Raw genomic sequence first — 24,788 nt, 5'->3', positions numbered from 1 at the left:
CAAAAAAGGGGAGCGATTCGCTCCCCTTACTCTTTTATTACTTTGGATTAAGCGCCTCCTTAATCCTCTCCGCCAAATCCTGCAGATGATATTTACTCAGCTTATCCGTCTCCCTGGGCACCGCCGCGAGAATCTCCGCCCGCAGCTCCACCAGCTGAGCCCTCGCAACCGAAGGCACATCCGTATTCCTGATATCCCCGCCAACCAGCGCTAACAACCCCGGAGGCAACCCGGCAGGCACAGGCGCCGGCGTCGCGTTGACCAGACTGATCACAGCATCCACATAGACCTTCTGCAGATTGCGGCGATAGACATCGATCGCGCCCGCCGCAGCAAGTTCGCCCCAGACGCCCTTCTTCGCATCGCTCATCAGCTCGTCCACGCCATACGCAGCGCTGCCATACCGGCTGACGCAGGTGGACATGCGAAACAGCCTGGTCGAAGACAGAAGTCCCTTCAGGACATTGGCTTGCACCGTAGACACCTGGTCCGTAGTACCCGGATTGGCAAACTTATTCAGGATGTCCTTATTCAGCAGCCAAAAAGGAGTAGCGAATAGCTGCTTATTCAAAAAATCGACCGCTTCTTTCTGCGTGGCCTTCAGCGTCGGTTCATAGATATCTCCCGGCTGCTCGATACTCTTGAACGTCTCCTGGATACCGCCGACATTCTTGATGACATGCCCCATATAACGGCCGAACTGTCCTACCGCCTGCGTGTACATCTCTCCGAGGTTGTCGTACTGATCGGCCTCTTCCTTCGTCCATTCGGGGAGGTTAGGCAGGATGCGTTTCAGATTCCTGATACCGTATTCACTCGCCTTTACGGCGTTATCGCTGAGGTCCTCGGTCTGCGCGCGCGGGTCGAAATTCTGTCCCTCTCCTCCGAACCAAAGCCGGGGGTTGGACCGGAGGCTGTCGATAACCCATTTGTTGAGGATCTTCTTGTCCTCCTCTTCGCTCCTGGTATCAGGGATGCCCTTATAACCCCAGAGTATGGCCCATTTGTCATAGTCGCCGATCCGGGGATACAGTCCCTTCGACGTGATATTGTCTTCCGGCTGGGCGACGTAGTTGAAACGGGCGTAATCCATGATCGAGGCCGTATGCCCGTTGGCTTCCACCCAGGCCTTATCCCGCAGTTTTTCGACAGGCGTCTTGCTGCTGCTGCCCATATTATGGCGAAGACCCAGCGTATGACCGACCTCGTGGGAGGAAACAAAGCGAATGAGATCTCCCATCAGTGCGTCGTCATATTTCATTTTGCGCGCCCTCGCGTCTACCGCCGCGGTCTGGATCATATACCAGTCGTGTACCAGTTTCATAACGTTATGGTACCAGCCGATATGGCTTTCGAGTATCTCTCCGCTTCGGGGGTCGGCTACGTTGGGTCCATAGGCATTTTCTATGTCGCTGGCGAAATAGCGGATCACCGAGAACCGGGCGTCTTCAAGGCTCATGGTCGAGTCGTTCTCCGGCCACTCTTTTCCGACGATGGCATTCCTGAAACCGGCTTTTTCAAAGGCTACCTGCCAGTCGTTGATACCCGCGATCAGGTAAGGCCGCCATTTTTTGGGAGTGGCGGGATCGATATAATATACGATCTGCTTTTTGGGTTCTACCAGCTCGCCGCGTTTCCATTTCCCGACGTCTTCGTCTTTGGGTTCGAGCCGCCAGTGGTGGATGAACCTGTTCTCTTCTACACGCTGCTGATCGTCGCCATATAAGGTAAATTCGCTGGCAAAGAATCCGACGCGCGGGTCAAAAAGTCGTTTGCGCATCGGCGTCTTGGGCAACAGCAGGAACGAGCTGTTCAGCTCGACCGTCACCGCTCCGGTGACATCTGCCGCGGGCAGGCTGCCGGCAGGCGCGCGGCCACCAGCTACGGGCGCGGCAGGCGCGGGCGAGGCCGTGAACGTCTTCACCGTCCGGATCTCCGTATTGATGGGGTAGGTGTGGATGCTCTCGATATAGCTGCGGTCACCCGCGATACCAGCCAGATTAAATCTTCTCTTGATACCAGGCGTCAGGCTCACCACCTGATTGTCACCCTTGAAAAACTCCGTCACGTCGATCACCGTCGTGGCCGAAGAGTCCGAACCCTTGCCATAGGCCTTGATCTCGAAGGCCGCCGCTATCGGGTTCATATTGGAGTTGGTGACCGCCTGTGCGATCGGCTGGCTGCTATCCGTCGCTACGCTGACGATCGTCAGCACTTTAAGGAACAGCGTATGCGAGGGACCCTTGACCCAGTTGATCGTCTGCAGGTTCACCTGCTCGCCGCCATAGTTGCCCCCGGAGGCCGTCTTGCCATAACGGGTACTGACCAGGATATCCCTTCCGAGTATCGAGTCGGGGATCTCGAAATACCATTTGTCCTCGATTTTGTGTACGGTGAAAAGACCCTTGCGGGATACAGCTTTGTCAGTGATGACGTCCTTGTAAGGCTTGGGCTGGGTCGTATTCGCCGACGGAGGACGCGCGGTCGTCGCTGCGGTTGGGGGTGTCTGGGCGTTGCCGGGATGTTGTTGGGCAACCGCCACTGAGAGGCTGGATACCAGCGTCAGCGGTAGTAATAATCTTCTCATAATTAGTCATGTGTGAGTTAAGGGATGAAAATAAGCAACTGCCGGTAGCCTGCCCGGAAAAAATGACGAGTGGGAAGATGAGGAGTTCTTCCGGCAAAAACTTAGTGCTGCCCCTTATGCATAAGATCAACCGCCAGGGCAAGCCAGGAGCCGCTTTGACCCTCCTTGCCGCTGAGATCCCGCGCCAGCGCCAGCACACCCGGGTCAAAATAACTGGCGAGATAAAGGGTCTGTATCCCGTTTTTAGGCTCGAACAACGTCCCGGCCTTATAAGAGGCTTCCCCGTTCTGCGCCCGCCTACGGTCGAAATCCACCGTGCTGTTGACGAACTCAGGATGGGTCTTTTCGCCGTTAAGATACGGCAGCAGCCAGTCCACCGATTTTTTGATCGAGGCGCCCGAAGGCGTGGCCCATTCGTAATAGTTAACGCCGGTGGCCCGCTGCAGGACGATGATGAGTTTCAGCAGCGGTTCGAGATCATATACGTGATAGTGCAAAGCATCCCTCAGCGCAAAGTCGACGCTCGGGCCTTCGGAGGTAAGGTTCTTTTCGAGCTGGGTCTTTAGCTCGCGGACGGTATACCCCTGCAGCGCCGTATCTCCGATGGCAAAAGCGATCTCGCCTACGATCTTTAGCCGGTGCGAGTGCCAGTTGTTATAAAAGCTGGGTCTTTCCGGGCGGTAGTGGCGGCCCCTCAGCTCCGTCTGCGCGGTGAGCAGCAGCCAGGCGGCGATGGTCTGGTTGTCGGCTTTGGATAGTTTGTCCTTTACCATATCATACGCCTCGATACAGCGGTCCAGATTGGTATCGTCGATGGGGTCTCCGTTGGGGTGGTTGGAGGTTGCCCAGGCGAGGAGGAATTGGGTTGCCTTTTTCAGGTATTTACTGTCGCCCTGTACGCGCCAGGCGAGAGCCAGTGCGTACACCTTATTCATGTCCTTCAGCGCCGCCTGCGTAGCCGTCTTTTTCGGGTTTCCGGCGAGCAGACCCTCCGTCCGGATCGTGTCGATGGGGTTGGGCTCCTCACCGATCGCCTGACTGGCGGCCGCCGCCTGCGCCTGATACGCGGGATCGTTTTGCTGCTTCTTCAGCTGGCTGATCTCTTTCTTATTGAACCCAACATATTGGGCGGACGCCGAGCTGGCGCCAAAGACGAAAAGGAGGACGAGTAGGCGTGTCATAATGCTAATATACGCCTTGCCTTTTGAGGACAAAGCGTATACTTCGCAAACGATTTCGGGGACTAACCTACCACGTCCTTTCCATGACAGTTCTTGAACTTCTTTCCACTTCCGCAGGGACAAGGATCATTACGACCGATCTTGGGTCCGACCTTGATCGGCTCCTGCCGGACAGGCTCTGACGGTTCGTAGTAGTCATTGCCGCCCTCCTGAGGCGCACTGCTCTGAGGCCCGGCGATGCCTGCCGCGGCCATTTCGTCCTTCCTCACCTTGAGCTTGCTCATATCGGTCTTCTGCTCCCGGCCTTCGCGGATAGTATCCGACTGATTATTACCGGACTGGATCCCGCTGTGACACAGGAAGCTGATGATGTCACGGTTGACGTCGCTATCCATATTCCTGAACAGTTCGAAGGCTTCCACTTTATAGATGACCAGCGGATCCTTCTGTTCGAGATAGGCCGTCTGAACGCTCTGCTTCAGGTCGTCCATCGCCCGCAGATGCTCTTTCCACGCATCGTCGATGATGGCGAGCGTTATCTGTTTTTCGACCGAGCTGGTCAACTCGCGTCCCTGGGTGTCGAGCGTCTTCTGCAGATTGGCTACGACGTTGGTGCGTTTCTTACCGTCCGTGAAGGGTACTACGACGTTCTCGACATGGCTGCCCTGAGTGGCGCGGATATTCTGAAAGACGGGAACCGCCTGTTTGCGGATCTCATCCGTCTTGTGTTCGTAGTTGGAAGTCGCTTCCTGGTACAGCCTTTCCGCAAGCTGGGCGGCGTCGGCCTTCAGGAACTCCTCCTGTTGGATGGAAGTGTCGATGCCGAAGTTCACGATCGTGGACAGCTTGAAACCTTCGTAGTCGTCCTGTTCGCGGAACGAGTTGATCACTCCTTCGGCGACGATATAAAATGCGTTGTCGAGGTCGAGCGCGAGCCTGTCGCCGAAAAGGGCGTGGTTACGCTTCTTATAGACCACATTACGCTGCTTGTTCATGACGTCGTCGTATTCGAGCAGTCGCTTACGGATGCCGAAGTTGTTTTCTTCCACCTTCTTCTGCGCCCTTTCGATACTCTTGGTCACCATGCTGTGCTGGATTACCTCACCTTCCTTATAACCCATCTTGTCCATCAGCGAGGCGATACGGTCGCTGCCGAACATACGCATCAGATCGTCTTCCAGCGAGACATAGAACTGGGAGGTACCCGGGTCGCCCTGACGGGCAGAACGGCCCCGCAGCTGGCGGTCGACGCGGCGGCTTTCGTGTCTTTCCGTACCGATGATCGCCAGACCACCGGCTTCCTTGACGCCAGGCCCGAGCTTGATGTCCGTACCACGACCGGCCATATTGGTGGCGATCGTGACGGCTCCGGCCATACCGGCTTCGGCCACGATCTGCGCTTCCCGCGAGTGCTGTTTGGCGTTGAGTACGTTGTGGGGGATCTTTTGGCCTGCAGCATCCTGCTCAGCAGCTCGCTCACCGCAACGTCGGTCGTACCTACCAGAGAGGGACGTCCTGCTGCGCGGAGTCTTTCTATTTCGTCGATGACTGCCGTGTACTTTTCCCGTTTCGTCTTGAACACCAGGTCCTGCGAGTCCTTACGGATCGCCGGTACATTGGTCGGGATCGTCACCACGTCCAGTTTGTAGATATCCCAGAGCTCCGCGGCTTCCGTTTCGGCCGTACCGGTCATACCGGCCAGCTTGTGGTACATACGGAAATAGTTCTGGAGCGTTACAGTCGCATAAGTCTGGGTAGCGGCTTCGATCTTCACGTTCTCTTTCGCTTCGATGGCCTGATGGAGGCCGTCGCTGTATCGTCTGCCGTCCAGGATACGGCCGGTCTGTTCGTCCACTATCTTTACCTGCCCGTCCATGACGACGTATTCCACGTCCTTGTCGAACAGGGTATAGGCCTTCAGCAAGCTGCTGTACCGTATGAATCCGGTCCGCTTTGACGGAGTATTCGTTCAGCAGGACTTCTTTGCGCTGCAGCTTTTCTTCGGTTTCCAGCGGCTCTTTTTCTATCTCGGCCAGCTTGATGCCGATATCGGGGAGGATAAAGAACTCTGGGTCTTCACCTTCCCTGGTGATCATCTGGATCCCTTTATCCGTCAGGTCTACAGAGTTATTCTTTTCGTCGATATGGAAGAACAGTTCTGCGTCTACCTTCGGCATTTCCTTTTGCTGGTCGGCCAGGTAATAGTTCTCCGTCTTCTGGAGTTTCACCTTGATACCGGGTTCGCTGAGGAACTTGATCAGGGGGCCGGACTTCGGAAGACCACGGTAGGCGCGCATCAGGGCCAGCCCGCCGTCCCTGGAGTCGTCATTGCCTTCCGAGAACTTCTTCTTTGCCTCGATGAGGAACTGGTTGGTTACCCTCTTCTGCGCTTCGAAGAGATTCAGGACACGTCCCTTTAAAATATGGTATTGCTGGTCGTCGCCTTTCGGTACGGGACCGGAGATGATCAGGGGCGTACGGGCGTCGTCGATCAGGACACTGTCCACCTCATCCACCATGGCGAAATGGTGCTTGCGCTGAACCATTTCGTCGGGGGAATGCACCATATTGTCACGGAGATAGTCGAAACCGAATTCATTATTCGTACCGTAGGTGATATCGGCCTGATAGGCCTTGCGGCGGCTCTCGCTGTTGGGCTCGTGTTTGTCGATACAGTCGACCGTTAGGCCGAGCCATTCGAAGATGGGGCCGTTCCATTCAGAGTCACGACGTGCGAGATAGTCGTTGACCGTCACGATATGTACCCCTTCGCCGGCCAGCGCGTTCAGATAGGCCGGGAGGGTCGATACGAGCGTCTTACCCTCACCCGTGGCCATTTCCGAGATCTTGCCCTGATGGAGAACCGTACCACCGATCAGCTGGACATTGTAGTGTACCATGTTCCAGGTGATGGGGCTGCCGGCGGCCATCCACGAGTTCTTATATATGGCCTTGTCGCCTTCGATGCGGATATGTTCCTTTTTGACGCTCAGGTTCCGGTCCAGCTCAGTTGCCGTCGCCTCTACTTCAGCGTTATCCTTGAACCGGCGGGAAGTCTCCTTCACCACGGCGAACGCTTCGGGAAGCAGCGTCTCAAGCACTTCCTCGATCTGCTCGTCCCGATCCTTTCTTAACTGGTCCACCTCCTGGTAAATGACATCTTTTCCGGTGATATCGCTGAAGGGCAGTTCTTCTGCCTGTTTGTTCAGTTCGGCGATCCGGGTGTCGATCTCATTCAGATGTTCTTTGATACGTCCCCGGAACTCCAGCGTTTTACCGCGCAGCTGGTCATTCGAAAGGGACTGGTAGGCAGCGAAATGCTGATTGACTTGTTCTACAAGGGGTTGGATGTGCTTTATATCCTTTTCCGACTTGTTCCCACCGAATATTTTGGATAGAATACCTAACATAATTCCTTAAGTATTAATAGTTTTATTGGTTTTGGGTCCGTGCGTTGAACACGATTCCGCTAATACCAGTCAAATTTGGTGCTACCCTGATAGGAAGGTCAAATTGACAGGGAAGCAAATGTACAAAAAAAGCACCCAACCACCCCTTTCCGGCAAGGCATTTCCCGGCGCTAAGCCCTTGAAATTCGATATTATCGGTCAAACCGCTCCGATGCTGCGGCTGGGGCCTCGCGGCGGTCGGTCCCGCCGCGATAGGCCGTCCCCGGACCTCTGATCCCCCTTTCCGCGGTCCGCCATCGGTTATCCGCGGTCCGCCATCGGTTATCCGCGGCCCGCCGTTGCCCTTTTTCCTACCCGGATCAGATATTATGCAAATATTTTTTTGTTCTGATAAAGAAGTTAGTATCTTAGTGCTAAATATATTAGCCCATGTCAATAGCAGGTCAAAATCTCAAATATCTCCGCAAGCTGCGGGGCTGGACACAGGAAGAGTTCGCAGCCCGTCTGGGTATCAAACGCAGTCTGCTCGGCGCCTATGAAGAGGAGAGGGCCGAACCCCGGCTCGAAGTTCTGGAGACGATCAGCGATATGTTCAAGCTGACCCTCGACGAGCTGCTCCGAAAAGAGCTCAGCGAAGCGAAGAGCGGCAACTATCTCTCGAAGCGCAGGGCGCAAAAACTCGTCGCCGCCTCCAACGACATCCAGCTGGTGCCCGTCAAGGCCGCGGCCGGCTATCTGGCAGGCTATGCCGATCCCGAGTTCCTCGACGAGCTGAATACATTTACACTCCCGATGCTGGCTCCCGGCAACTACCGCGCCTTCGAGATCGTCGGGGACTCCATGCTGCCGACACCCAGCGGATCGGTCATCGTCGGCGAAAAAGCTGGACGATATGGAAGAGGTCAAGAGCAACCAGACCTATATCGTGGTCTCCCGTAACGAGGGGATCGTGTATAAAAGAGTCATGAAAAATAACAAGTCCAAAACAAAGCTCACCCTGATCAGTGACAATACGGCGTATCAACCCTATAATGTCAACACGGATGACGTTTTGGAGGTCTGGAAAGCCCAGATGGTTATCAGCAAGGCCAATACCCAGCACAGATGGGACGTCAATCAACTGGCCAACCTGGTTAATAACCTTCAGGACCAGGTGAGCTCGCTGAAGAAAAAATGAACTAACCCAACCCGCCGAACAACGGGCTAGTCAATAAAAATCTCTCTGGCGACTCTAAAAGTCGCGCAGTGCGCTTCGACGATGATCCGAATATCCTTCGAATACCCCCCACCCATGGCCACCACGCAGGGTATTCCTCTGGCGTGCAGTTGCGAGAAGACAAACTCGTCCCTCCTTCGGCACCCCTCGGGCGTCACCCGCAGCTTGCCAAACTGGTCCGTTGCTAAAATATCCACTCCGGAAAGAAAGAACACCACTTCAGGCTTCACCCGGTCGAGCAGGCCGGGCAAATGTTCACGCAGCAGGGCCAGATACCCTTCGTCTTCCAGTCCGTCCTCCAACGCAACATCGAGCCCGGAACGCTCCTTGTGAAACGGGTAGTTATGCCGGCCGTGCATGCTGAAGGTAAAGACCCGCGGCTCATTGGCAAAGATGCTCGCCGTACCGTTGCCCTGGTGTACGTCCAGGTCCACGATCAGGATTCGCGAGGCCTCACCCTCATGCAGAAGATAGTTCGCCGCCACGGCAAAATCATTCAGCAAACAAAACCCCTCTCCCCGGTCGGCAAAAGCATGATGCGTCCCGCCGGCGACATTCAGCGATACCCCATTGGTCATTGCATACCGGCAGCAATCGATGGTCCCCTGCGTGATCACCAGTTCCCGCCGCGTCAGCGCCTCCGACTGCGGAAAGCCGATCACCCGCTGCTCGCGCGCCGACAGCCCCTGGTGTACCAGCTTGTCCAGATACCCGCGCGTATGCGTCAGCATCACCACCTCCTCCGCACAGACCCCCGGCCTGAACATCTCCTCCGGCCTGATCACCCCTCATACAGTAGCTGACCAGGTATCAGCTCATATTTCAACATAGGAAAACGATGCCCCTCCGGCAGGGATGGGCATACAACGGATCGTAAGCGATCATCAATTTCTTCATTGGAACTGCGGGATATAACCCGCCCTTTTGTTCATTCGATCGTGGGAAGGTTGGTTCCCTTTTCTTATTGTATCTGGAGGATCGTCCCCATTCCCCTCGGTCCCGCGGACCAGGTAGCAGGCCTTCTCCTGTCCGCCCCGGTGAACGCAGTCGGCGCATGCTCCCCGCGGGAGCCGACCTCGGCAAAATGGCAAAAACATTGGACTCCGGCATCGGATCTATAGACACCGTCCCCGTAAACTTGCCAAAAGCGGGTAGGACAGCATAGTCCGCCCCGAAATAATAACAAGGGAACTGCAGGCTCTGCCTTCCCAGTCCCCGTATCCGTATACCCGGATGCAGATGCCCCGAAAAATAGTACGGAGCCTTGTCGGGAAATTCCACACCGTCTGTGATATCGTGGACGAACGCAAAGGGCCCCATCGTCAGAACCCCGCGGGTGACGTCGATGCCCGCCTTCTTATACCAGTCCTCGTGCAGGATATCGTGATTCCCCTCGATCAGCCGGATCCCCAGGTCGGGGAAGTCCTCCCTCCATTTTTGAAAAAGGGCGAGCTCTTTGTTCTCCCTGCTGTGAAAAAGGTCACCCACCACCAGCAGCTGCCGCGGCTGGAAATACTGTATCTGGCAAAGCAGTCGCAGCAGGTCTTCCCGGTATACCGACTGCGGCACCGCGATACCCGCCTTGCGAAAATGACCCGTCTTGCCAAAATGAAGATCGCTGACGATCAGGGACCGCTGGTCCTCCCAGAAGATGCAACGGTCCGGAGAAAGCCACAGCTGCTGGCCGTTAATACGATGTGGAAACGCAGGATGCATAGATGGAACTCCCTATGCAAATGTATCTACTATATCCATATACCAATGGCCCCCGTGTTAATTATATTTGACTGATCCCATTGAGAAATTGGAAAATTGTATTTACTTAGACTAAACTAATTTTCTATGGGAGATATTCGTGAAACACAAAACCAACCCAACTGGCTGGAAGAACCCCGCAAGCTACCCGGCACACTCAACGTGGTCAGCATCCTCACCTTTATCGGCTGCGTCTATATCGGCTGTTCGCAGATCTATTCCTTTTTCATGGCCCAGAAAAGTTACGAGAAGATGGTCGCCGCCCAGGACAAACTCGACAATATGCCTGAGTTCATGAAAAAATTCATGGGCCCCGATATGGTTGAAGTGGCCCGCCTGACCATGGAGAACCGCGTGCCGATCCTCCTGCTCACCCTCGTCGGCATCGGCCTGTGCGTCTATGGCGCCGTCATGATGCGCCGCCTCAAAAAACTGGGCTTTTATGTCTACGTCATCGGAGAACTCCTCCCCATCGTCACCGCCTACCTGTTCGCCGGCCTCGGCCTGCTCGGCGGCGTCGGAGCCTTCTTCGCCATCTTTATCCCGATCGTTTTTATCATCATGTACGGCACCCAGCTGAAGTATCTATCTTAACTGCGCCTGCATCTTCCTAACCCTGTCCTCCAGTTTTTCCGAGGACAGGTCCTCCCGCATACTGTCCACCTTCAGCGGGAAGCAGAAGGGCGTCAGCTTATTCGGCCACCGCAGCACAATACTTCCCTGGGCTATCCGCTGCAACATATTGCGGAGCCGCCGTTCCTCCATCTGCTGGTCCATCACCTCATTGTACGCCTGACGAAGCAGCAGGTTATGCGGGTCATATTCACTGAAAACATTGAATAACAGCGAGGCCGAAGACTGCAGGTGCCGCGCCTTCGCATACTCCCCCGGGTAACCCTGGAAGATAAGTCCCCCGATCACCGAGATATCCCTGAATTTCCGGCGGGCCATCTCCGCACTGTTGACGCTCCGCTGAATGTCGGCCGTCAGGTCATTGGGACTAAACAGCTCATGCGCATTGCTATCGTCCAGGGGTATCGGCTGGTCGCTCAGGAGCTCAAATCCATAGTCGTTCATCGCGAACGAGAAGCTGATCGGCGTAGTCCGGCTGATCCGGTACGCCAGCAGCGCCGCCATCGCCTCATGCACCAGCCGGCCCTCGAATGGATATACAAAAAGGTGAAACCCGTCCTTCGTCTCGATCTGCTCGATCAGCAGCTCATTCTCGTGCGGCATATAAGAAAGATCAGCCTGCAGCTGAAACAACGGCCGGAGCACCCGCAGTTCGATATCCTTGTCCCCCCCACCATTACCCCGGAGCATCTCCGACGCCTCATCCAATTTCCTCCGCAACATCATCCCCAAATTCGCGGACAGCGGCATCCTCCCCCATTCCAGCTGGGAACCCTGGACTTCTTGGCATTCGACTTCCTCACCAACGCCGTCATATCCTTGATCGCTACAAACTCCAGATTGCGGCCCGCCAGCGTAAAAACATCACCCGGCGACAACCGCGATATAAAATATTCCTCGATCACACCCACATACCCACCGGAGACAAACCGGACCTTCAGCATGGAGTCGCTCACGATCGTGCCGATATGCAGCCGATGCCGGTGCGCCACGCGCCTCGAGTTGATCTTGAACAGACCATCCGGCATGACCTCTACCTTTTTGTATTCGTCGTATTGCTGCAGCGCAACCCCGCCTTCGGTGATAAAATGCAGGATCTCGCCCCATTCGTCCTCCGTCATCTCGCTATAACAATAGGTCGACTTCAACTCTTCGAAAAGCAGCTCGGGATAAAATCCCTCCGAGATCGCCAGCGTGCTCAGGTACTGGATCAGCACGTCAAAGCACAGTAGCATCGGTTCCCTGTTCTCGATCAGTCCCGCCACCATCGCCGACTTCAGCGCGGCGGCCTCCATCAGCTCGAGCGAATGCGTCGGCAGAAAAAATATCTTGCTCACCTGACCGGGCTGGTGCCCGCTGCGCCCCGCTCGCTGTAAAACCTGGCAACCCCCTTGGGGCTTCCCACCTGTATCACGGTCTCCACCGGCCGAAAGTCTACGCCCAGGTCGAGACTGGCCGTACATACCACCGCCTTGAGCTTCCCCTCATGCAGCGCCTCTTCGACCCAGGTACGGAGTTCCATATCGATCGATCCGTGGTGCAGCGCGATGGCGCCCGCCAGGTCGGGACAGGCCGTCAGCAGGGACTGGTACCAGGTCTCACTCATCCCCCGCGTATTGATAAAGATCAGCGTCGTCCTGCTCTGTTCGATGATGGGGATCACCTTGTGGATCAGCCTCAGTCCAAGATGTCCCGACCATGGATATTTCTCTATTTCGTCGGGGAAGATAGATTCCACATTGATCGGCTTGTCGATCAGCGCGCGAACAATAAACCCGCCGCCGGCCGTCTCCCCACCTTCACCCGAACCAGCACCACTCCCAGCAAACCTCCCCAGCGACGCGAGTAGAACTTCCTTCGCCTGCTCCAAATTCCCAATAGTCGCACTGATCCCAATGATCGAACACCCCCCTCTTTCACCCCCGCAATGCGGGACAGCGCAAGTTCCACCTGCACCCCCGCTTGCTCCCCAGCAACTCATGCCACTCATCCACCGCAACGATCCGTAAAAACTTAAAGATCTCCGGATACCCCTTCAGCGCCAGCAGCAAATGCAGACTCTCCGGCGTAATGATCAGAACCTCCGGCATCCGCCGCCGCTGCTTCTGCCGCTCGCTCACTTCAGTGTCACCATTGCGGATCCCCACCTGCCATTTCATACCCAGACCGCGGATCACCTCTTCCATGGCCCGGCCAATATCTTTGGCCAGCGCACGCAGCGGCGACACCCACAGCAGCTGAAGGCCATTCGCGCCGCGGGTCCGGTAGTCGGTCGGGTGACGGTTGATAAAGTCGATCAGCGCCCCCAAAAAGACGGAAAAAGTCTTGCCACATCCCGTAGGCGCATTGACCAGTCCTGACCGGCCTTCGAGTATATGCTGCCAGGTCTCTTCCTGAAAGGCAAAGGGAACGCGTCCTTCTCCGGCCATCCACGCCCCGATTACCTTATAGCCGGGACTTGTGTGTAAGTGCAGATTATCCATTCATCCTCCAAAACGTTGCATAAGACCCACAATTTAATGCCGATTTCATTGTAATATTAATTTTCACGCAGTTAAAATCCTTTTAACAGAATATGCAGGAAACCTTTTATAATTTAACAAAAAAATCCTATGCGATATTCGATTCTTCTGGTCACCCTCGTCGCTGGCCTGGCTTCCTGCTCGAGATACCAGTACATGACCCTTAATTCGACTCAGCTAAGCAAGAACGACCTGCACCAGCTCGTCTTCGAGAACGACACCGTCCGCCTCACCTACGACTTCAACGGAGCCGACGGACCCATCAGCGTCAACGTCTACAACAAGACCAGCCAGCCGCTCTACGTCAACTGGAAAAAATCGGCACTCATCCGCAACGAGTACGCGCTCAGCTACTACGACAAGGACGCCCATTTCTGGGGCTCCAGCAACGGCTATGCCTTCAATTTCGGGAATTCCCGCGGCGGGACCGGCAGCTTCACCAGCACGGCCTCCAACTTTTCCGGTACGGTTGCCCTGCCCGATGGCATGGCCTTTATCCCGCCGGGTAGCAGCGTATCCAAAGGACTGGCAATGTTGACCCAGTCCGGTCCCCTGGTGGCGGAAATTCCCGACAGCGTCAAAGAGCAGCAGGCAAGGGTCGGATACGACCAGTTCGTCGTTAAATACCGCAAAGACTCATATAGCCCGGAGACTTCCCCGGTTCGGTTCAAAAGCTACCTCACCTTCGCGATCGGCGCCAACAGCCCGATTGAATTCTCCCAGACCAACGAATTCTTTGTTGAAGAAGCACTGGACACAAAGAATCCCCCGAGGAATTCCCCCTCTACCAGCAGCGCGGAGACAAATTCTTTGTAAAATATCACATCCAGCAGTAACCGAACCCCGGCCCCCGAACCGGGCCCCCAGAAGGCGTCTACCCGATCCTCCCTACAACGTTTTCAAATATTCGATCACGGCCTTCCGGTCGTGATCGTTTAGTTTATCCCCAAACAGATGCCCATAATTCCCATAACCAGGCAACTCTGTATTGTACACGGCCGTCCCCCTCGGCCCCTCTTCCTTAACATACTTCCAACCCACCTGATCATAGTCATACTGCGGATAATTGAAATCCCTCGACCAATACACAGGCCTCAGCCGGCTGTCCAATAATGCCTCCAGCGTCGGCACCGATCCGTTATGCAGATAAGGCGCCGTGACCCAGATCCCATCCAGCGGCGGCGCGATATATCCGTTAAAGGGCTCCAGCCTCGCCGGGTGGTCCCCCTGCGCAAACCAACTATTATTGAACCAGTCGATGAACTGGGGAGTCTGGTAATTGCTTTTGTAGAGCAGCGAGTCGGTCCCGATGGTCGACTCGGGGATCAGCAGGTTGGGGTAGTCCCCTCCTTCACCGTAGTTGCCATGACACTTTGAACAGTTTTGCACAAACACTACACCCCCTGTCTGACCAGCGCGGCATTCACCGGCCTCGGGTACTTCGGCGGCTGGATCGAACAGATATAGGCAAGCACATCGTTGAAATGACTGTCCACTTCCCGCGCTTCGCTGCTATCACTGACCGTCAGCAGATTCGACGCCATCAGAAACCTGCCGAAATCACCCCGCCCAAATCCGTTGTAAAACATCGCGTGCTTCTTCTTCAACAGCCACCACGGCGGCGTATCCGTAGGGATCACATCCCCTCCCAACTCGATGACCGGCGCCTCGCTCCAGCGAAGCGTCTGCGGATCGCGGTGCGCCACCAGCAGCCCCGCAAGCCGGTCGGCGGAATTGACTCCCCGCACCTGCGTATAGAGCTCCCCGCTGATGGCCTTCATCGCCGTCAGGAAAGGCCGCGCGGCCTCATATTTTTTTGGGTCCCCCTTTTGTATCATCGCCTGCGCAAATGCTGCCAGTCGGGGATTTAACTTTTTAGTATCGCTAAAGTCGATGGCGGAATTTCCCAGACCTATAACCAGTTTGCCGTCGAACACCTGTGCATGGCACTGCAAACAATTCGGCGCAACGACTACCTCGCCGTTGGGCGCCTTCACCGCCGTATACTCATGACTCAATAAAGCATTCAGGCTGTCCCGCTGCAGATAGTTCGTAGTCGACTTCCCGGCCCCCAGCAAAAAATAGCCGTAGGGGATGCCGCTCTTAAGATAGTCTCCCGTCGTGAGATAGCGGTAACCCGCAGCTGCATCCCCGCTGCGCTGCGGACTGGCCGGAACAACCACCGGCTCGTCACCATGCGGATCTCGCAGCACAGAGGTAAATCCAATGCCAGCCGCGGCCAAAATGACGAGCACCAATATCTTTTTCATATCCTAAATTAAATAGTGTTATTTCCCATAAAGCTCGAGCATCTTTTTCAGGTCCTCGATCGTGTCGATCTCATCCGGCCCTTTGTCCTTCCGCCACCGCGCGATTCGCGGAAACCGCAACGCCACCCCCGACTTATGCCTTGCCGACGCCGCAATGCCCTCGAAAGCGATCTCAAACACCAATTCCGGCTTAACCGTTCGCACCGGCCCAAACTTCTCCAGCGAGTTCTTGCGCACAAAGGCGTCGACCTCCGCCAGCTCTTTATCGGTCAACCCCGAATAAGCCTTCGTAAAGGTCACCAGCTGCTCTCCCTGCCTCACAGCGAACGTATAATCTGTATAGAGATTACTTCTCCTCCCATGCCCCTTCTGCGCATAGACCATCACAGCATCGATGACCAGCGGGTCGATCTTCCATTTCCACCAGTCGCCCCTACGACGCCCCACCTGATACGCAGACGACTTTCTCTTGAGCATGATCCCCTCGCTTCCCCGATCCCTCGACTGGCCCCGGGCCGCCGCCAGCTCGTCCCAGCATGCCGAACGAAAGTACGGGCGACAACGGCAACAGCGGATGCCCCACCGCCGCTACGACCTGCTGCAACTGAGCCCGCCTTTCCGACAACGGCCTGTCTCGCCAGTCCACCCCCTCATACTCCAGCAGGTCATAGGCAATAAATCCCACGGGCACTTCACTCAGGTGTTTCCTGGTCACGTTCTTCCGTCCGATCCTCGTCTGTAGCGCCGCGAAAGGCATCGGCAAAAAAGGCTGGTCACCATCCCCGGCCGCGGCCCCTCCGCCCCGGACCCCGTCCCCAAATCCCCCATCTCGCGTCAGTCCAATAATCTCCCCGTCCAGTACCGTCCCATCGGGAAGCCTATCCCTGAACTCCTGATATTCCGGCAACCGGTCCGTCATCAACTCCTCTCCCCGGCTCCAGACAAAAAACTGCCCCTCCCGTTTGATGATCTCCCCCCGTATCCCGTCCCATTTCCATTCCGCCTGCCAGTCGGCTGGATCGCCAAGAGCCGCCAGCGAGTCTTCCAGCGCATACGCCAGATAGAAAGGGTAGGGACGCGACAGCCCACCGCCGGCTCCCTTGAGCAGCGCATCAAAATCCGTCGTAACAGGATCCCAGTCGCCGCTGATTCGATGCGCTACGACCGCCGCATCGACACCCGCCGTCTTCGCCAGCGCATTGACGATCATTTTCTGCGAAACTCCGACCCGAAACCCACCCGTGATCAGCTTGTTAAAAACAAACCGCTCTTCTTTATTCATCCGCCGCCAACAGTCCTGAATAAAATCTTTCTTCGCCCCCTCTTCCGCCTTCCCCAGCGCGATCAGCCGCTCCAGATACCACGCAAGGCCCTCACCGGCATCATCCACAAGCCCCGGCTCCGGCAGCAACAGCGCAATAGTCTCCGCCAGATCCCCCACTGTGTGATAGCTCTCTTCAAAAAGCCAGGCCGGCAGGCCCGTCGCCGCAATACACCATTCCTGCAACTGTGTGGCATTGACCGTCCTCTTCGGACGGCGCCCGCTGAACAACGCGATCACCCACACCTTATCCGCACCGTCTGACATGGCAAAATAACGCGTCAGCGCGTCCAGCTTGTCGTTGGTCTTCGTGCTCGTCCCCAGTTGCACGACCAGCTCCGCAAAAAGCCGCATACCATTGCGCATATATGTATCCGGTACACTCATACTTTATCTTTTTCGTCCCCCTCCGCACGCGAGGCCGCCTCCCCTCCGCGGCCGCAACCCCTTCCTCGGAGACTCCCCCTCTTCATCCTCCCCATATTCCGTCCTCACCTCCGCCGCCAGGATCCCCTTCTCATTCAGATACCTCGCCATCGTCGCCTGAAACCCATGCGTCACAAAGACTTTCTCCGCTCCCGTCGCTGCGACAGTCTCAATCAACCCCTTCCAGTCCGCATGGTCACTCAGCGCAAAACCAGCATCGGCATTGCGCCGCCGCATATTCCCCCTCACCTGCATCCACCCGCTGCAAACCCCCACGGCATACGGGCTAAACCGCCGCATCCACGAAGAATTCTCCGCACTCCCCGGGGCAATCACCACCCGCCCGCGAAACACGTCCTTCGGCATATCCGGCATCACCCGCTCCACGGCGGGCAACGCGATCCCCGCATCCACCAGCGCCTGGTGAACATTGTCGATCGCACCATGAACAAATATCTTCTCGCTGACAGGCTCGAGACAGGACAGCAATCGCTGCGCCTTGCCCAGGCTATAGGCGATCAGGACAGAGGTCTTTCCATCCGCCGCATTCTGGCTGACCCAGTCGCGGATCGCAGTAAAGATATCCGGCTGCGGCTTCCAGTTGTAGATCGGAAGGCCAAACGTCGATTCGGTGATGAAGACATGGCATTTCTGGAGGTCGAAGGCGCCGCTGAGCCCGTCGTCTTCGGTCTTGTAGTCCCCGCTGACGACCCAGACCTCGCCCTGGTATTCGACCCTCACCTGCGAAGAGCCGATAATATGCCCCGCCGGATGCAGGCTGAGCCGTACCCCGTTGACAAATACCGGCTCTCCCCATTCCATCGCCTGATAAGAGCCCTCGGGCCCCAGCCGCAATCGCAGCAGCGGAACCGTCAGACGGTGGCACAGATAGGCGCCGCTGCCCGGGCGCGCATGGTCACTATGGGCATGGGTGATCACCACCTTCGGCACGGGGCGCCAGGCGTCGATATAGAAGTCCCCCCGGGGACAATAAATTCCTTTGTCGGTAAATTCCAGTAACGCCATCTCCCCAGAACAACAAGTGAGGCCCGGCCTTAGTTCACGTTAGTAACCACCCCATCCAGCTTTCGGATAAAATAGAGCTTCTTGTTCTCGAAGTAATCCAGCGTCATCGTCTGCCGGTTGAGGAATACCGGCATGATTTCGAAGTCGTTGAAGACCTTGAATTTTTTCTCCCCCACACTGCCCGCCAGGTCCTTCCCCCGCAGCTGCAGCAGCTTGCCAAACCTCCAGGTCGACTCATATCCCCTGTAAACCATATCGCTCGGCCGGGAATAATACCGCGCCCTGAAGTTCTGGTCGACCTCTTTCACCAGCGAGTCGAGTGGATTGAGATAGAACGGTGTGGAGTAGATGATCTCCTCGCCCGCATACCCCGACTGCGTAAAGTCGATATTGTCCCAGGTCGGCATCCCGATGACCGTCGTATGATAGCTCTTGTTGAGAAAGGCCAGCTGCTGGCAAAGTCGGGAACCGAACTGGTCATCCAGACTGCCGGCAATACAGATCGTCTCGCTGCTGCTGTCCAGACTGGGCGTCAGCGCCGCGGACGTAAAATCGTCGTCGAGCGTGATATATTTTATTTTCAGGGCGACCGAAGCCGTCGTCTTGTCGATATCCGTAAAATATCCTTTCAGCCTGTCCTCCTGCGCGCCCTTCCTGCGAAAGAACACCACCTCTCTGGTCGGATAGTTACGCTGGATGTATCTGTAAATGCCTTCGCAGTGCGTCTTCAGCGTGGAGTTGAGGATCACCAGGCTCGGATTGTTGGTGATCCCGCCGTCATTCGGGAAATTGACATTGATAAAGGGAATATGCAGACGATTGGCCGCCGCCGCCATCTGCTGTAGTTCGGCTACCCCCGACACCGCCCCGATGATCAGCGCCGTCGTCTGAAACGCAGTATCCTGCAGTACCTGCTGCAGAGGAATGCCCGAGCGGGTATCATAAAGCTGCACATTCAGCTGGATTTTTCCTTCTGCAGAGAATCCAGCGCCAGCTGCGCCCCCTCATAAAATTCGAGACCCGGATTGAAATATTTCGGGAAATTCTTGTCGTAGCGGTAGTTGCCCGTCGCGTCGAAAGCAGAATCGAGGTACAGCGGCGCAAATATCGCCACCCGGTAACGCGGCGTGTCAGCGACCCGTCGCGAGCTGTCGGTCATACCATTGCGCCGCGAGCTATCGGTCTGCGCCTTCGTCCCCATCCCCACAACCATCACCAGCGTCAATGTCAGCAAATATCGGAAATGCATACTCATATACTCCTACTCCCACTCGATCGTCGCCGGCGGCTTGCTGCTGATATCGTACACGACCCGATTGATCCCCTTTACACTGTTGATGATGTCGTTGGAGATATCTGCCAGGAAGGTATAGGGCAAATGCGCCCAGTCAGCCGTCATCCCGTCAACCGAGGTCACCGCCCGCAGCGCTACCGTGAACTCATAGGTCCGCTCGTCGCCCATAACCCCTACACTCTTCACCGGCAGCAGGATCGCCCCCGCCTGCCAGACCGCCGAATAAAGATGGTGGTCCTTTAGTCCTTTTATATAGACATGATCAGCCTCCTGCAATAATCGCACCTTTTCTTCCGTCACTTCACCCAGGATCCGGATCGCAAGACCCGGACCCGGAAAAGGATGCCGCTGGAGCAGATCTTCCGGAATGCCCAGCTCCGCGCCAACCCTTCTGACCTCGTCCTTGAACAGGAAACGGAGGGGTTCTACCAGTTCGAGATGCATCTTCTCCGGCAGACCTCCGACATTATGGTGCGACTTGATCGTCTGCGAAGGACCATGGACCGACACGCTTTCTATCACATCGGGGTAGATCGTACCCTGTCCCAGCAACTCTACACCTGCAACCTTTTTGGCTTCTTCCTGAAAGACGTCGATAAAAAGACGGCCGATCGTTTTCCTCTTGGCCTCCGGGTCGACCTTTCCGGCCAGCTCTGTATAGAACAGGTTTTTGGCGTCGATGCCCTTTACATTCAGCCCGATCTTATTATAGCTTTCCAGCACCTGACCGAACTCACCTTTGCGCAGCACGCCGTTGTCGACGAATATCCCCTGGAGCCGGTCGCCGATCGCCCGGTGTATCAGCGTCGCCGCCACCGTCGAGTCCACGCCGCCGCTCAGCGCCATGATGACCTTGCGGTCGCCGATCTGCTTCGACAGCGCGGCTACCGTATCACTGACGAAATGGGCGGGCGTCCAGTCCTGCGAGCAGCCGCAGATATTGACGAGGAAATTGCGGATGATCTTCTTTCCTTCGATGGAATGGTACACTTCCGGGTGGAACTGCAGACAGTATAAAGGCTGTTCCGCGCTTTCATTCTTGCGAAAGGCGGCAAAAGGAATATTTTCAGTAGTGCCCAGGACCTCGAATCCGGCCGGCAAATCCAGAATAGTATCGGCATGGCTCATCCACACTTGCGACAACTCGGTCACACCCTCGAAAAGCACGTTCTCTTTTTGCTTGTGCAAAAGCGCCCGGCCATACTCACGTTTGTTGCTATTAGCAACCCGGCCGCCATATTGTTTGGCCGTCAGCTGGGCGCCATAACAGACCCCCATTACCGGCAGCCGGCTATGCAGCGCTGCGATATCGACTTCCGGAGCATTTACGTCGTTGACCGATGAAGGACTTCCGGAGAGAATTATGCCCTTCAGCGAAGGGTCGATGTCGAAGGATTTGTGATAGGGGATGATCTCACAGTATACATTAGCTTCACGTACAGCCCTGGCGATCAATTGAGTATATTGAGAGCCGAAATCCAGAATGAGTATCTTTTCCGTCATGGTGACGCGAAGGTAAAAAAATAGTATATCTTTTCCGTCCTAAAACCAAACATCATGGGATACACTGCGAACTCTTTCCTTGGAAAATCGAAAACTATCTGGCTTCTGGTCGCCCTGCCGGTCGTGATGGGCGCCTGTCACAATATTCTTGGTAAAAGGGTCAGGGGCAACGGTAATATTAAGACCGAAGACCGCAGCGTCACCGATTTTAAGAACGTCGAAGTCGACGGAGCCGCCAAAGTCCTTGTTTCCCAGAGCGATCATTCATCCGTCAGGATCGAAGCCGACGAGAATCTGCTCTCATATATGGAGGTCAGCCAGCAGGGCGACCGCGTCATCATCCGCGAAAGACATGGCTTCCACCTCGTGCCGACCGGTGATATAAAAGTATACGTGTCGACAAAAGTGTACAATCAGATCAAGGTCTCCGGCGCCGTAGACATCATCGGCCAGTCCAAGATCACCAATCCCGAAGACCTCGCACTCAGCGTCAGCGGAGCCGGCGATATCAAGATGGACGTTGACGCTCCGCGCCTGACTGCCGACGTCTCCGGCAGTGGCTCCGTCGATCTTAAAGGCCAGACAAAAGACGTCGACCTCGACCTCACCGGCGCCGGGCACGCCCATTGCTACGATCTGCTCGCAGAGAATACCAAAGTCGACATTTCCGGCGCAGGCGACGCCGAAGTTTTCGCCAGCGTGAAACTCGATGCCAACGTCAGCGGCGCGGGCAATGTCAACTATAAAGGCAATGCTACCACTGTAAACCAGCACGTCAGCGGCGCCGGCTCTGTACACAAGGCGGACTAAGGCGGACTGATAATGATATACCGGCTTTTATTTTTAATACTCCCGCTGGGGGCCATGCAGACCATATCTGCACAGCCCCCGGCTCCCGAGGACTTCGTCTGCCAGGTCTACCATACCATCGTGGACTCCACGTTTGACCACTACTATCTGATAGCCGGCGCCGACACCTGCCGCTTCGTAAAATACGACTACGACGAATGGCAGAAATACTACCTGAAAGAAGCCGTTCCCTTCGTTACCCTCAACGAACTCTCGGAAAAAGCGTATCTCTCCCGCTTCCCCTATTTCTGGAAACAGCCGAAACTCGAAAAGGCTATATGTATTACCGTTCAAAAAGCGGATACCCTGCTTTTTCCCGAACGCTACGGCAAACCCGATAAGAAAACACCGGTGACTGAAAGGCTGGTCTTCAGTTTCTCACTGCCCCAGTTCACCGACGACGGTAAATACGCCGTCATCGACCTCAATTCCATCTGCGGCGCCAACTGCGGCATCAGCCTCACCTGCATCTTCAGACACGGCGAGACAGGATGGCGCCTCATCGGCCGCCACATCAACTATTCGTCCTCCCCGCAATAGCCGCCCACAACACCCGCGTCCCCGGGCCGGTGTCCCAAAACCCTACAAATTAACATACCTCACCCTGATCCATATATTCTTATTCCTCCCCTTATCATCCGTACACGATATCTTCACCGGTCCCTCATCCGGAACAAAGAACTCCCTGCTCCCCGCCTCACCCGCCTTATAGAACTTATCATTGATATACCAGTAGACCTTCCCCACGTCATTGCTCACCCGGCACCGCAGCTGCAACGGCTCCGGATCCTTCCGGTTGATCAGGTATTCACTGCCGTTGGACGGCGACATCACCACCGGCCCGCCCTCCCGGAACACTTTTTCACACTGCGGATTATGCGGCGGTATCTTCTCGTAGACGATATGGTTGGTTTCATAATACTCCTTCATTTCAGGGGGACCATCAGGCAGAGCTTCTTCTTATAACCCGCCGGCGGCAGAGCAGCTGCGGCAATAAGATAGCTTCTCGTCGGCCGAAACAAAGACCTCCGCCTTGTTATCGCACTTCTTCACAGGGGAGACCAGCGGAATAAAATAGTCCGTGACAAGATGCTCGCAGAACCCCGCCGGCGGCAGCCTCGTTGCCGTGCAAACCATTCTCACGTCACAGTCCGTCGGCTGGCTGAACCACGGGAGCTCATCGTCATAATCTATGGTATTAAAAACTGTAAATAGCAAAGGCGTCGCCACATTCGCCCCGCTGATCTCCGGAATACCCAGCCCCGAGAAATTGCCCACCCAGATCCCCACCGTATATTTTTTATTGTATCCGATGCTCCACCCGTCGCGCCGGCCATACGAGGTCCCCGTCTTCCACGCGATCTTCGGCAGATGTACCGTACTCTCCCAGTTCAACGGGAAGTCGGGCCGGTTGACCTTCGACAACGTCTGGTCGATGATAAAGGCCGCCGCGGGGCTGAGTATCCTCGTCGCTTTCGTATCGCTGTCCGCTGACTTGGTCATCATCGGTCTCACATATTTTCCATCGTTGGAGAAGATCGAATACAGCCCCGTCAGCTCTTCCAGCGTGGCCCCGCACCCGCCTAGTATCAGCGAAAGCCCCAGCTTGCGCTGGTCCCTGCTGACCTGTCGGAAATCGCACTCCGACAACTTGCGGACCAACTTGTCCTTCCCCAGCATCTTCAGGCTTTTTACAGCCGGAATATTCAGCGAATGCTCGAGCGCATACTCCATCGTCACATAGCCGTTGAATTTGCGGTCGTAGTTCTCCGGCGCATACCCCTCATAGTTGACCGGCACGTCGGTGATGGTCATTTTCGGCGTCAGCAGACCCGCGTCGACACAGAGACCGTACAGCAGGGGCTTCAGCGTGCTGCCCGGCTGCCGGATCGCGGCCGCCCCGTTCACCTGGCCCCCGTCCGAAGAATCGTGGAAGTCGGCGCTGCCGACATAGCTCACGATATGGTGGGTCTGGTTGTCCAGCACGATGACCGCAGCGTTATGGATATTTTTCAGCGCGAGCGTCCTCGAATAGTCCTTTACCAGCTTCTCTATCTTCAGCTGCTTGTTCATCTCGATATACGTGTGAATGATCGGCTCGCCCTTCTTCTTCAGCTTCCACGCCAGATGCGGGATATAGCCGGGTACAGTTCCCCGCGACGCCGTCAGCGGTTCGGCCAGCGCGTCGGTGATCTCCGCCGGCGTGAAAACACCCTCCGCCGCCCAGCGACGCAGCCATTTATTGCGTTCCTCTACGATCCGGTCGTTATTCCTCCCCATGACCAGCGAAGACGGACGGTTGGGGATGATCGACAGCGCCGTTATTTCCGCCAGCGACAAATGGTCGGGATTTTTCTTGAAATAGAGAATGGACGCCGATTTCACCCCCTGGATATTCCCGCCGTAGGGCACCTTGTTGAGGTACATCTGAAGGATCTCGTCCTTGCTGTACTTCCATTCCAGCTGAAATGCCCGGAAGACCTCCACCGTTTTATTCCAGTACGTCCGCCGCCTGGGCTCCAGCGAACGCGCTACCTGCATCGTGATGGTAGAGGCGCCGGAAGTCCGGTGGCCGCGCAGGATATTTTTGACAAAAGCCCGGGCCATGGCGAAAGGGTTGACCCCCGGATGACGATAAAAATACCGGTCCTCCTTTTCGACGATCGTCTTCCGCAGCAGCGGCGAGATCTCGCCGAGCTCGGTCTTCATCCGCCACTGCTGATCCCGCGTCAGGAAGGCATGGATCACCTCCCCCTGTTATCGGTCACGATCGTCGAATATTCTACCTGGTCGGG

The 24,788-nt window shown here is 56.0% G+C and carries 24 protein-coding genes and 2 pseudogenes; 6 read left to right on the top strand and 20 right to left on the bottom strand.

Features of this window, described 5'->3' with window-relative positions:
- Positions 1 to 37: 37 nt before the first annotated feature.
- The 4 genes and pseudogenes from ACQ86N_RS38615 to secA form a co-directional block, all read right to left on the bottom strand.
- Positions 38 to 2,587 (bottom strand): zinc-dependent metalloprotease, encoded by a 2,550-nt coding sequence (locus ACQ86N_RS38615; protein WP_431211671.1) that lies wholly within the window; start codon positions 2,585 to 2,587, stop codon positions 38 to 40.
- 101 nt (positions 2,588 to 2,688) lie between these two features.
- Positions 2,689 to 3,768: an alginate lyase family protein gene (locus ACQ86N_RS38610; RefSeq protein ID WP_431211670.1), complete on the bottom strand. Its 1,080-nt coding sequence runs from the start codon at positions 3,766 to 3,768 to the stop codon at positions 2,689 to 2,691.
- A 65-nt stretch (positions 3,769 to 3,833) separates the two neighbouring features.
- A pseudogene (locus ACQ86N_RS38605) lies at positions 3,834 to 5,654 on the bottom strand (hypothetical protein); the annotation flags it as partial.
- Positions 5,655 to 5,993: 339 nt separating this feature from the next.
- A pseudogene (gene secA, locus ACQ86N_RS38600) lies at positions 5,994 to 7,178 on the bottom strand (preprotein translocase subunit SecA); the annotation flags it as partial.
- A 429-nt stretch (positions 7,179 to 7,607) separates the two neighbouring features.
- Here secA and ACQ86N_RS38595 point away from each other — a divergent pair.
- Positions 7,608 to 8,117: a helix-turn-helix domain-containing protein gene (locus tag ACQ86N_RS38595; RefSeq protein ID WP_431211669.1), complete on the top strand. Its 510-nt coding sequence runs from the start codon at positions 7,608 to 7,610 to the stop codon at positions 8,115 to 8,117.
- Positions 8,071 to 8,355, top strand: a complete 285-nt coding sequence (locus ACQ86N_RS38590; RefSeq protein WP_431211668.1) for a hypothetical protein — start codon at positions 8,071 to 8,073, stop codon at positions 8,353 to 8,355. The genes ACQ86N_RS38595 and ACQ86N_RS38590 overlap by 47 nt, the downstream gene beginning before the upstream one ends.
- 26 nt (positions 8,356 to 8,381) lie before the next feature.
- Here the strand turns inward: ACQ86N_RS38590 and ACQ86N_RS38585 are convergent, their stop codons facing one another.
- Positions 8,382 to 9,179 carry a histone deacetylase family protein gene (locus ACQ86N_RS38585; RefSeq protein ID WP_431211667.1) on the bottom strand — a complete coding sequence of 266 codons (798 nt, stop codon included), beginning with the start codon at positions 9,177 to 9,179 and terminating at the stop codon, positions 8,382 to 8,384.
- A 37-nt stretch (positions 9,180 to 9,216) separates the two neighbouring features.
- Positions 9,217 to 10,110, bottom strand: a complete 894-nt coding sequence (gene pdeM, locus ACQ86N_RS38580; RefSeq protein WP_431211666.1) for a ligase-associated DNA damage response endonuclease PdeM — start codon at positions 10,108 to 10,110, stop codon at positions 9,217 to 9,219.
- A 126-nt stretch (positions 10,111 to 10,236) separates the two neighbouring features.
- Here pdeM and ACQ86N_RS38575 point away from each other — a divergent pair, with 126 nt between their 5' ends.
- A complete protein-coding gene (locus tag ACQ86N_RS38575) occupies positions 10,237 to 10,743 on the top strand; it encodes a hypothetical protein (RefSeq protein WP_431211665.1) in 507 nt (168 codons plus the stop codon).
- Here ACQ86N_RS38575 and ACQ86N_RS38570 read toward each other — a convergent pair.
- The 4 genes from ACQ86N_RS38570 to ACQ86N_RS38555 are packed head-to-tail and all read right to left on the bottom strand — an operon-like array spanning position 10,735 to position 13,265.
- The gene (locus tag ACQ86N_RS38570) at positions 10,735 to 11,532 is read right to left on the bottom strand and encodes a hypothetical protein (protein WP_431211664.1); all 798 of its coding nucleotides are present in this window, start codon (positions 11,530 to 11,532) and stop codon (positions 10,735 to 10,737) included. The genes ACQ86N_RS38575 and ACQ86N_RS38570 overlap by 9 nt on opposite strands.
- Positions 11,505 to 12,119 carry a hypothetical protein gene (locus tag ACQ86N_RS38565; RefSeq protein ID WP_431211663.1) on the bottom strand — a complete coding sequence of 205 codons (615 nt, stop codon included), beginning with the start codon at positions 12,117 to 12,119 and terminating at the stop codon, positions 11,505 to 11,507. Before ACQ86N_RS38565 ends, ACQ86N_RS38570 begins: the two co-directional genes overlap by 28 nt.
- Positions 12,116 to 12,652, bottom strand: coding sequence for a helicase-related protein (locus ACQ86N_RS38560; RefSeq protein ID WP_431211662.1), 537 nt, complete (start codon positions 12,650 to 12,652; stop codon positions 12,116 to 12,118). The genes ACQ86N_RS38565 and ACQ86N_RS38560 overlap by 4 nt, the downstream gene beginning before the upstream one ends.
- Positions 12,653 to 12,698: 46 nt before the next feature.
- Positions 12,699 to 13,265, bottom strand: a complete 567-nt coding sequence (locus ACQ86N_RS38555) for a DEAD/DEAH box helicase (protein WP_431211661.1) — start codon at positions 13,263 to 13,265, stop codon at positions 12,699 to 12,701.
- Positions 13,266 to 13,394: 129 nt separating this feature from the next.
- On the opposite strand from ACQ86N_RS38555, the gene ACQ86N_RS38550 reads away from it, so the two are divergent.
- On the top strand, positions 13,395 to 14,120 hold the full coding sequence (locus tag ACQ86N_RS38550; RefSeq protein ID WP_431211660.1) for a hypothetical protein: 726 nt from the start codon (positions 13,395 to 13,397) through the stop codon (positions 14,118 to 14,120).
- Positions 14,121 to 14,192: 72 nt separating this feature from the next.
- On the opposite strand, the gene ACQ86N_RS38545 is transcribed toward ACQ86N_RS38550, so the two are convergent.
- The 8 genes from ACQ86N_RS38545 to guaA are packed head-to-tail and all read right to left on the bottom strand — an operon-like array spanning position 14,193 to position 21,144.
- Positions 14,193 to 14,693, bottom strand: coding sequence for a hypothetical protein (locus ACQ86N_RS38545; protein ID WP_431211659.1), 501 nt, complete (start codon positions 14,691 to 14,693; stop codon positions 14,193 to 14,195).
- A 5-nt stretch (positions 14,694 to 14,698) separates the two neighbouring features.
- A complete protein-coding gene (locus ACQ86N_RS38540; protein WP_431211658.1) occupies positions 14,699 to 15,574 on the bottom strand; it encodes a hypothetical protein in 876 nt (291 codons plus the stop codon).
- Between the two features lie 18 nt (positions 15,575 to 15,592).
- Entirely contained in the window at positions 15,593 to 16,051 is a 459-nt protein-coding gene (locus ACQ86N_RS38535; RefSeq protein ID WP_431211657.1) for a hypothetical protein, read from the bottom strand.
- A complete protein-coding gene (locus ACQ86N_RS38530) occupies positions 16,008 to 17,282 on the bottom strand; it encodes a hypothetical protein (RefSeq protein ID WP_431211656.1) in 1,275 nt (424 codons plus the stop codon). The genes ACQ86N_RS38535 and ACQ86N_RS38530 overlap by 44 nt, the downstream gene beginning before the upstream one ends.
- Positions 17,283 to 17,285: 3 nt before the next feature.
- Positions 17,286 to 18,347, bottom strand: coding sequence for a ligase-associated DNA damage response exonuclease (locus ACQ86N_RS38525; RefSeq protein ID WP_431211655.1), 1,062 nt, complete (start codon positions 18,345 to 18,347; stop codon positions 17,286 to 17,288).
- A gap of 29 nt (positions 18,348 to 18,376) precedes the next feature.
- Positions 18,377 to 19,300 (bottom strand): hypothetical protein, encoded by a 924-nt coding sequence (locus ACQ86N_RS38520; RefSeq protein ID WP_431211654.1) that lies wholly within the window; start codon positions 19,298 to 19,300, stop codon positions 18,377 to 18,379.
- A gap of 2 nt (positions 19,301 to 19,302) precedes the next feature.
- On the bottom strand, positions 19,303 to 19,602 hold the full coding sequence (locus tag ACQ86N_RS38515; RefSeq protein ID WP_431211653.1) for a hypothetical protein: 300 nt from the start codon (positions 19,600 to 19,602) through the stop codon (positions 19,303 to 19,305).
- A 6-nt stretch (positions 19,603 to 19,608) separates the two neighbouring features.
- The gene (guaA, locus tag ACQ86N_RS38510; protein WP_431211652.1) at positions 19,609 to 21,144 is read right to left on the bottom strand and encodes a glutamine-hydrolyzing GMP synthase; all 1,536 of its coding nucleotides are present in this window, start codon (positions 21,142 to 21,144) and stop codon (positions 19,609 to 19,611) included.
- Between the two features lie 54 nt (positions 21,145 to 21,198).
- Between guaA and ACQ86N_RS38505 the strand changes: the two genes are divergently transcribed.
- Together ACQ86N_RS38505 and ACQ86N_RS38500 are read left to right on the top strand one after the other, a co-directional pair.
- On the top strand, positions 21,199 to 21,954 hold the full coding sequence (locus ACQ86N_RS38505; RefSeq protein WP_431211651.1) for a head GIN domain-containing protein: 756 nt from the start codon (positions 21,199 to 21,201) through the stop codon (positions 21,952 to 21,954).
- A 54-nt stretch (positions 21,955 to 22,008) separates the two neighbouring features.
- On the top strand, positions 22,009 to 22,533 hold the full coding sequence (locus ACQ86N_RS38500) for a hypothetical protein (protein WP_431211650.1): 525 nt from the start codon (positions 22,009 to 22,011) through the stop codon (positions 22,531 to 22,533).
- Between the two features lie 42 nt (positions 22,534 to 22,575).
- Here the strand turns inward: ACQ86N_RS38500 and ACQ86N_RS38495 are convergent, their stop codons facing one another.
- Entirely contained in the window at positions 22,576 to 22,923 is a 348-nt protein-coding gene (locus ACQ86N_RS38495) for a hypothetical protein (protein ID WP_431211649.1), read from the bottom strand.
- Between the two features lie 30 nt (positions 22,924 to 22,953).
- Positions 22,954 to 24,741: a penicillin-binding protein 1C gene (pbpC, locus tag ACQ86N_RS38490; protein WP_431211648.1), complete on the bottom strand. Its 1,788-nt coding sequence runs from the start codon at positions 24,739 to 24,741 to the stop codon at positions 22,954 to 22,956.
- Between the last annotated feature and the right edge of the window lie 47 nt (positions 24,742 to 24,788).

It is taken from the genome of Puia sp. P3, from assembly GCF_050632245.1.
Taxonomy (GTDB): domain Bacteria; phylum Bacteroidota; class Bacteroidia; order Chitinophagales; family Chitinophagaceae; genus Puia.
This window is presented reverse-complemented; position numbering and strand designations above follow the sequence as displayed.

What these genes read in the sequence shown, in the direction of transcription:
- ACQ86N_RS38615 (WP_431211671.1), bottom strand. Translation starts at nt 2,587, where the DNA reads ATGAGAAGATTATTACTACCGCTGACGCTGGTATCCAGCCTCTCAGTG.
- ACQ86N_RS38610 (WP_431211670.1), bottom strand. Translation starts at nt 3,768, where the DNA reads ATGACACGCCTACTCGTCCTCCTTTTCGTCTTTGGCGCCAGCTCGGCG.
- ACQ86N_RS38595 (WP_431211669.1), top strand. Translation starts at nt 7,608, where the DNA reads ATGTCAATAGCAGGTCAAAATCTCAAATATCTCCGCAAGCTGCGGGGC.
- ACQ86N_RS38590 (WP_431211668.1), top strand. Translation starts at nt 8,071, where the DNA reads ATGGAAGAGGTCAAGAGCAACCAGACCTATATCGTGGTCTCCCGTAAC.
- pdeM (WP_431211666.1), bottom strand. Translation starts at nt 10,110, where the DNA reads ATGCATCCTGCGTTTCCACATCGTATTAACGGCCAGCAGCTGTGGCTT.
- ACQ86N_RS38575 (WP_431211665.1), top strand. Translation starts at nt 10,237, where the DNA reads ATGGGAGATATTCGTGAAACACAAAACCAACCCAACTGGCTGGAAGAA.
- ACQ86N_RS38570 (WP_431211664.1), bottom strand. Translation starts at nt 11,532, where the DNA reads ATGCCGCTGTCCGCGAATTTGGGGATGATGTTGCGGAGGAAATTGGAT.
- ACQ86N_RS38555 (WP_431211661.1), bottom strand. Translation starts at nt 13,265, where the DNA reads ATGGATAATCTGCACTTACACACAAGTCCCGGCTATAAGGTAATCGGG.
- ACQ86N_RS38550 (WP_431211660.1), top strand. Translation starts at nt 13,395, where the DNA reads ATGCGATATTCGATTCTTCTGGTCACCCTCGTCGCTGGCCTGGCTTCC.
- ACQ86N_RS38540 (WP_431211658.1), bottom strand. Translation starts at nt 15,574, where the DNA reads ATGAAAAAGATATTGGTGCTCGTCATTTTGGCCGCGGCTGGCATTGGA.
- ACQ86N_RS38535 (WP_431211657.1), bottom strand. Translation starts at nt 16,051, where the DNA reads ATGCTCAAGAGAAAGTCGTCTGCGTATCAGGTGGGGCGTCGTAGGGGC.
- ACQ86N_RS38530 (WP_431211656.1), bottom strand. Translation starts at nt 17,282, where the DNA reads ATGAGTGTACCGGATACATATATGCGCAATGGTATGCGGCTTTTTGCG.
- ACQ86N_RS38525 (WP_431211655.1), bottom strand. Translation starts at nt 18,347, where the DNA reads ATGGCGTTACTGGAATTTACCGACAAAGGAATTTATTGTCCCCGGGGG.
- ACQ86N_RS38515 (WP_431211653.1), bottom strand. Translation starts at nt 19,602, where the DNA reads ATGAGTATGCATTTCCGATATTTGCTGACATTGACGCTGGTGATGGTT.
- guaA (WP_431211652.1), bottom strand. Translation starts at nt 21,144, where the DNA reads ATGACGGAAAAGATACTCATTCTGGATTTCGGCTCTCAATATACTCAA.
- ACQ86N_RS38505 (WP_431211651.1), top strand. Translation starts at nt 21,199, where the DNA reads ATGGGATACACTGCGAACTCTTTCCTTGGAAAATCGAAAACTATCTGG.
- ACQ86N_RS38500 (WP_431211650.1), top strand. Translation starts at nt 22,009, where the DNA reads ATGCAGACCATATCTGCACAGCCCCCGGCTCCCGAGGACTTCGTCTGC.
- ACQ86N_RS38495 (WP_431211649.1), bottom strand. Translation starts at nt 22,923, where the DNA reads ATGAAGGAGTATTATGAAACCAACCATATCGTCTACGAGAAGATACCG.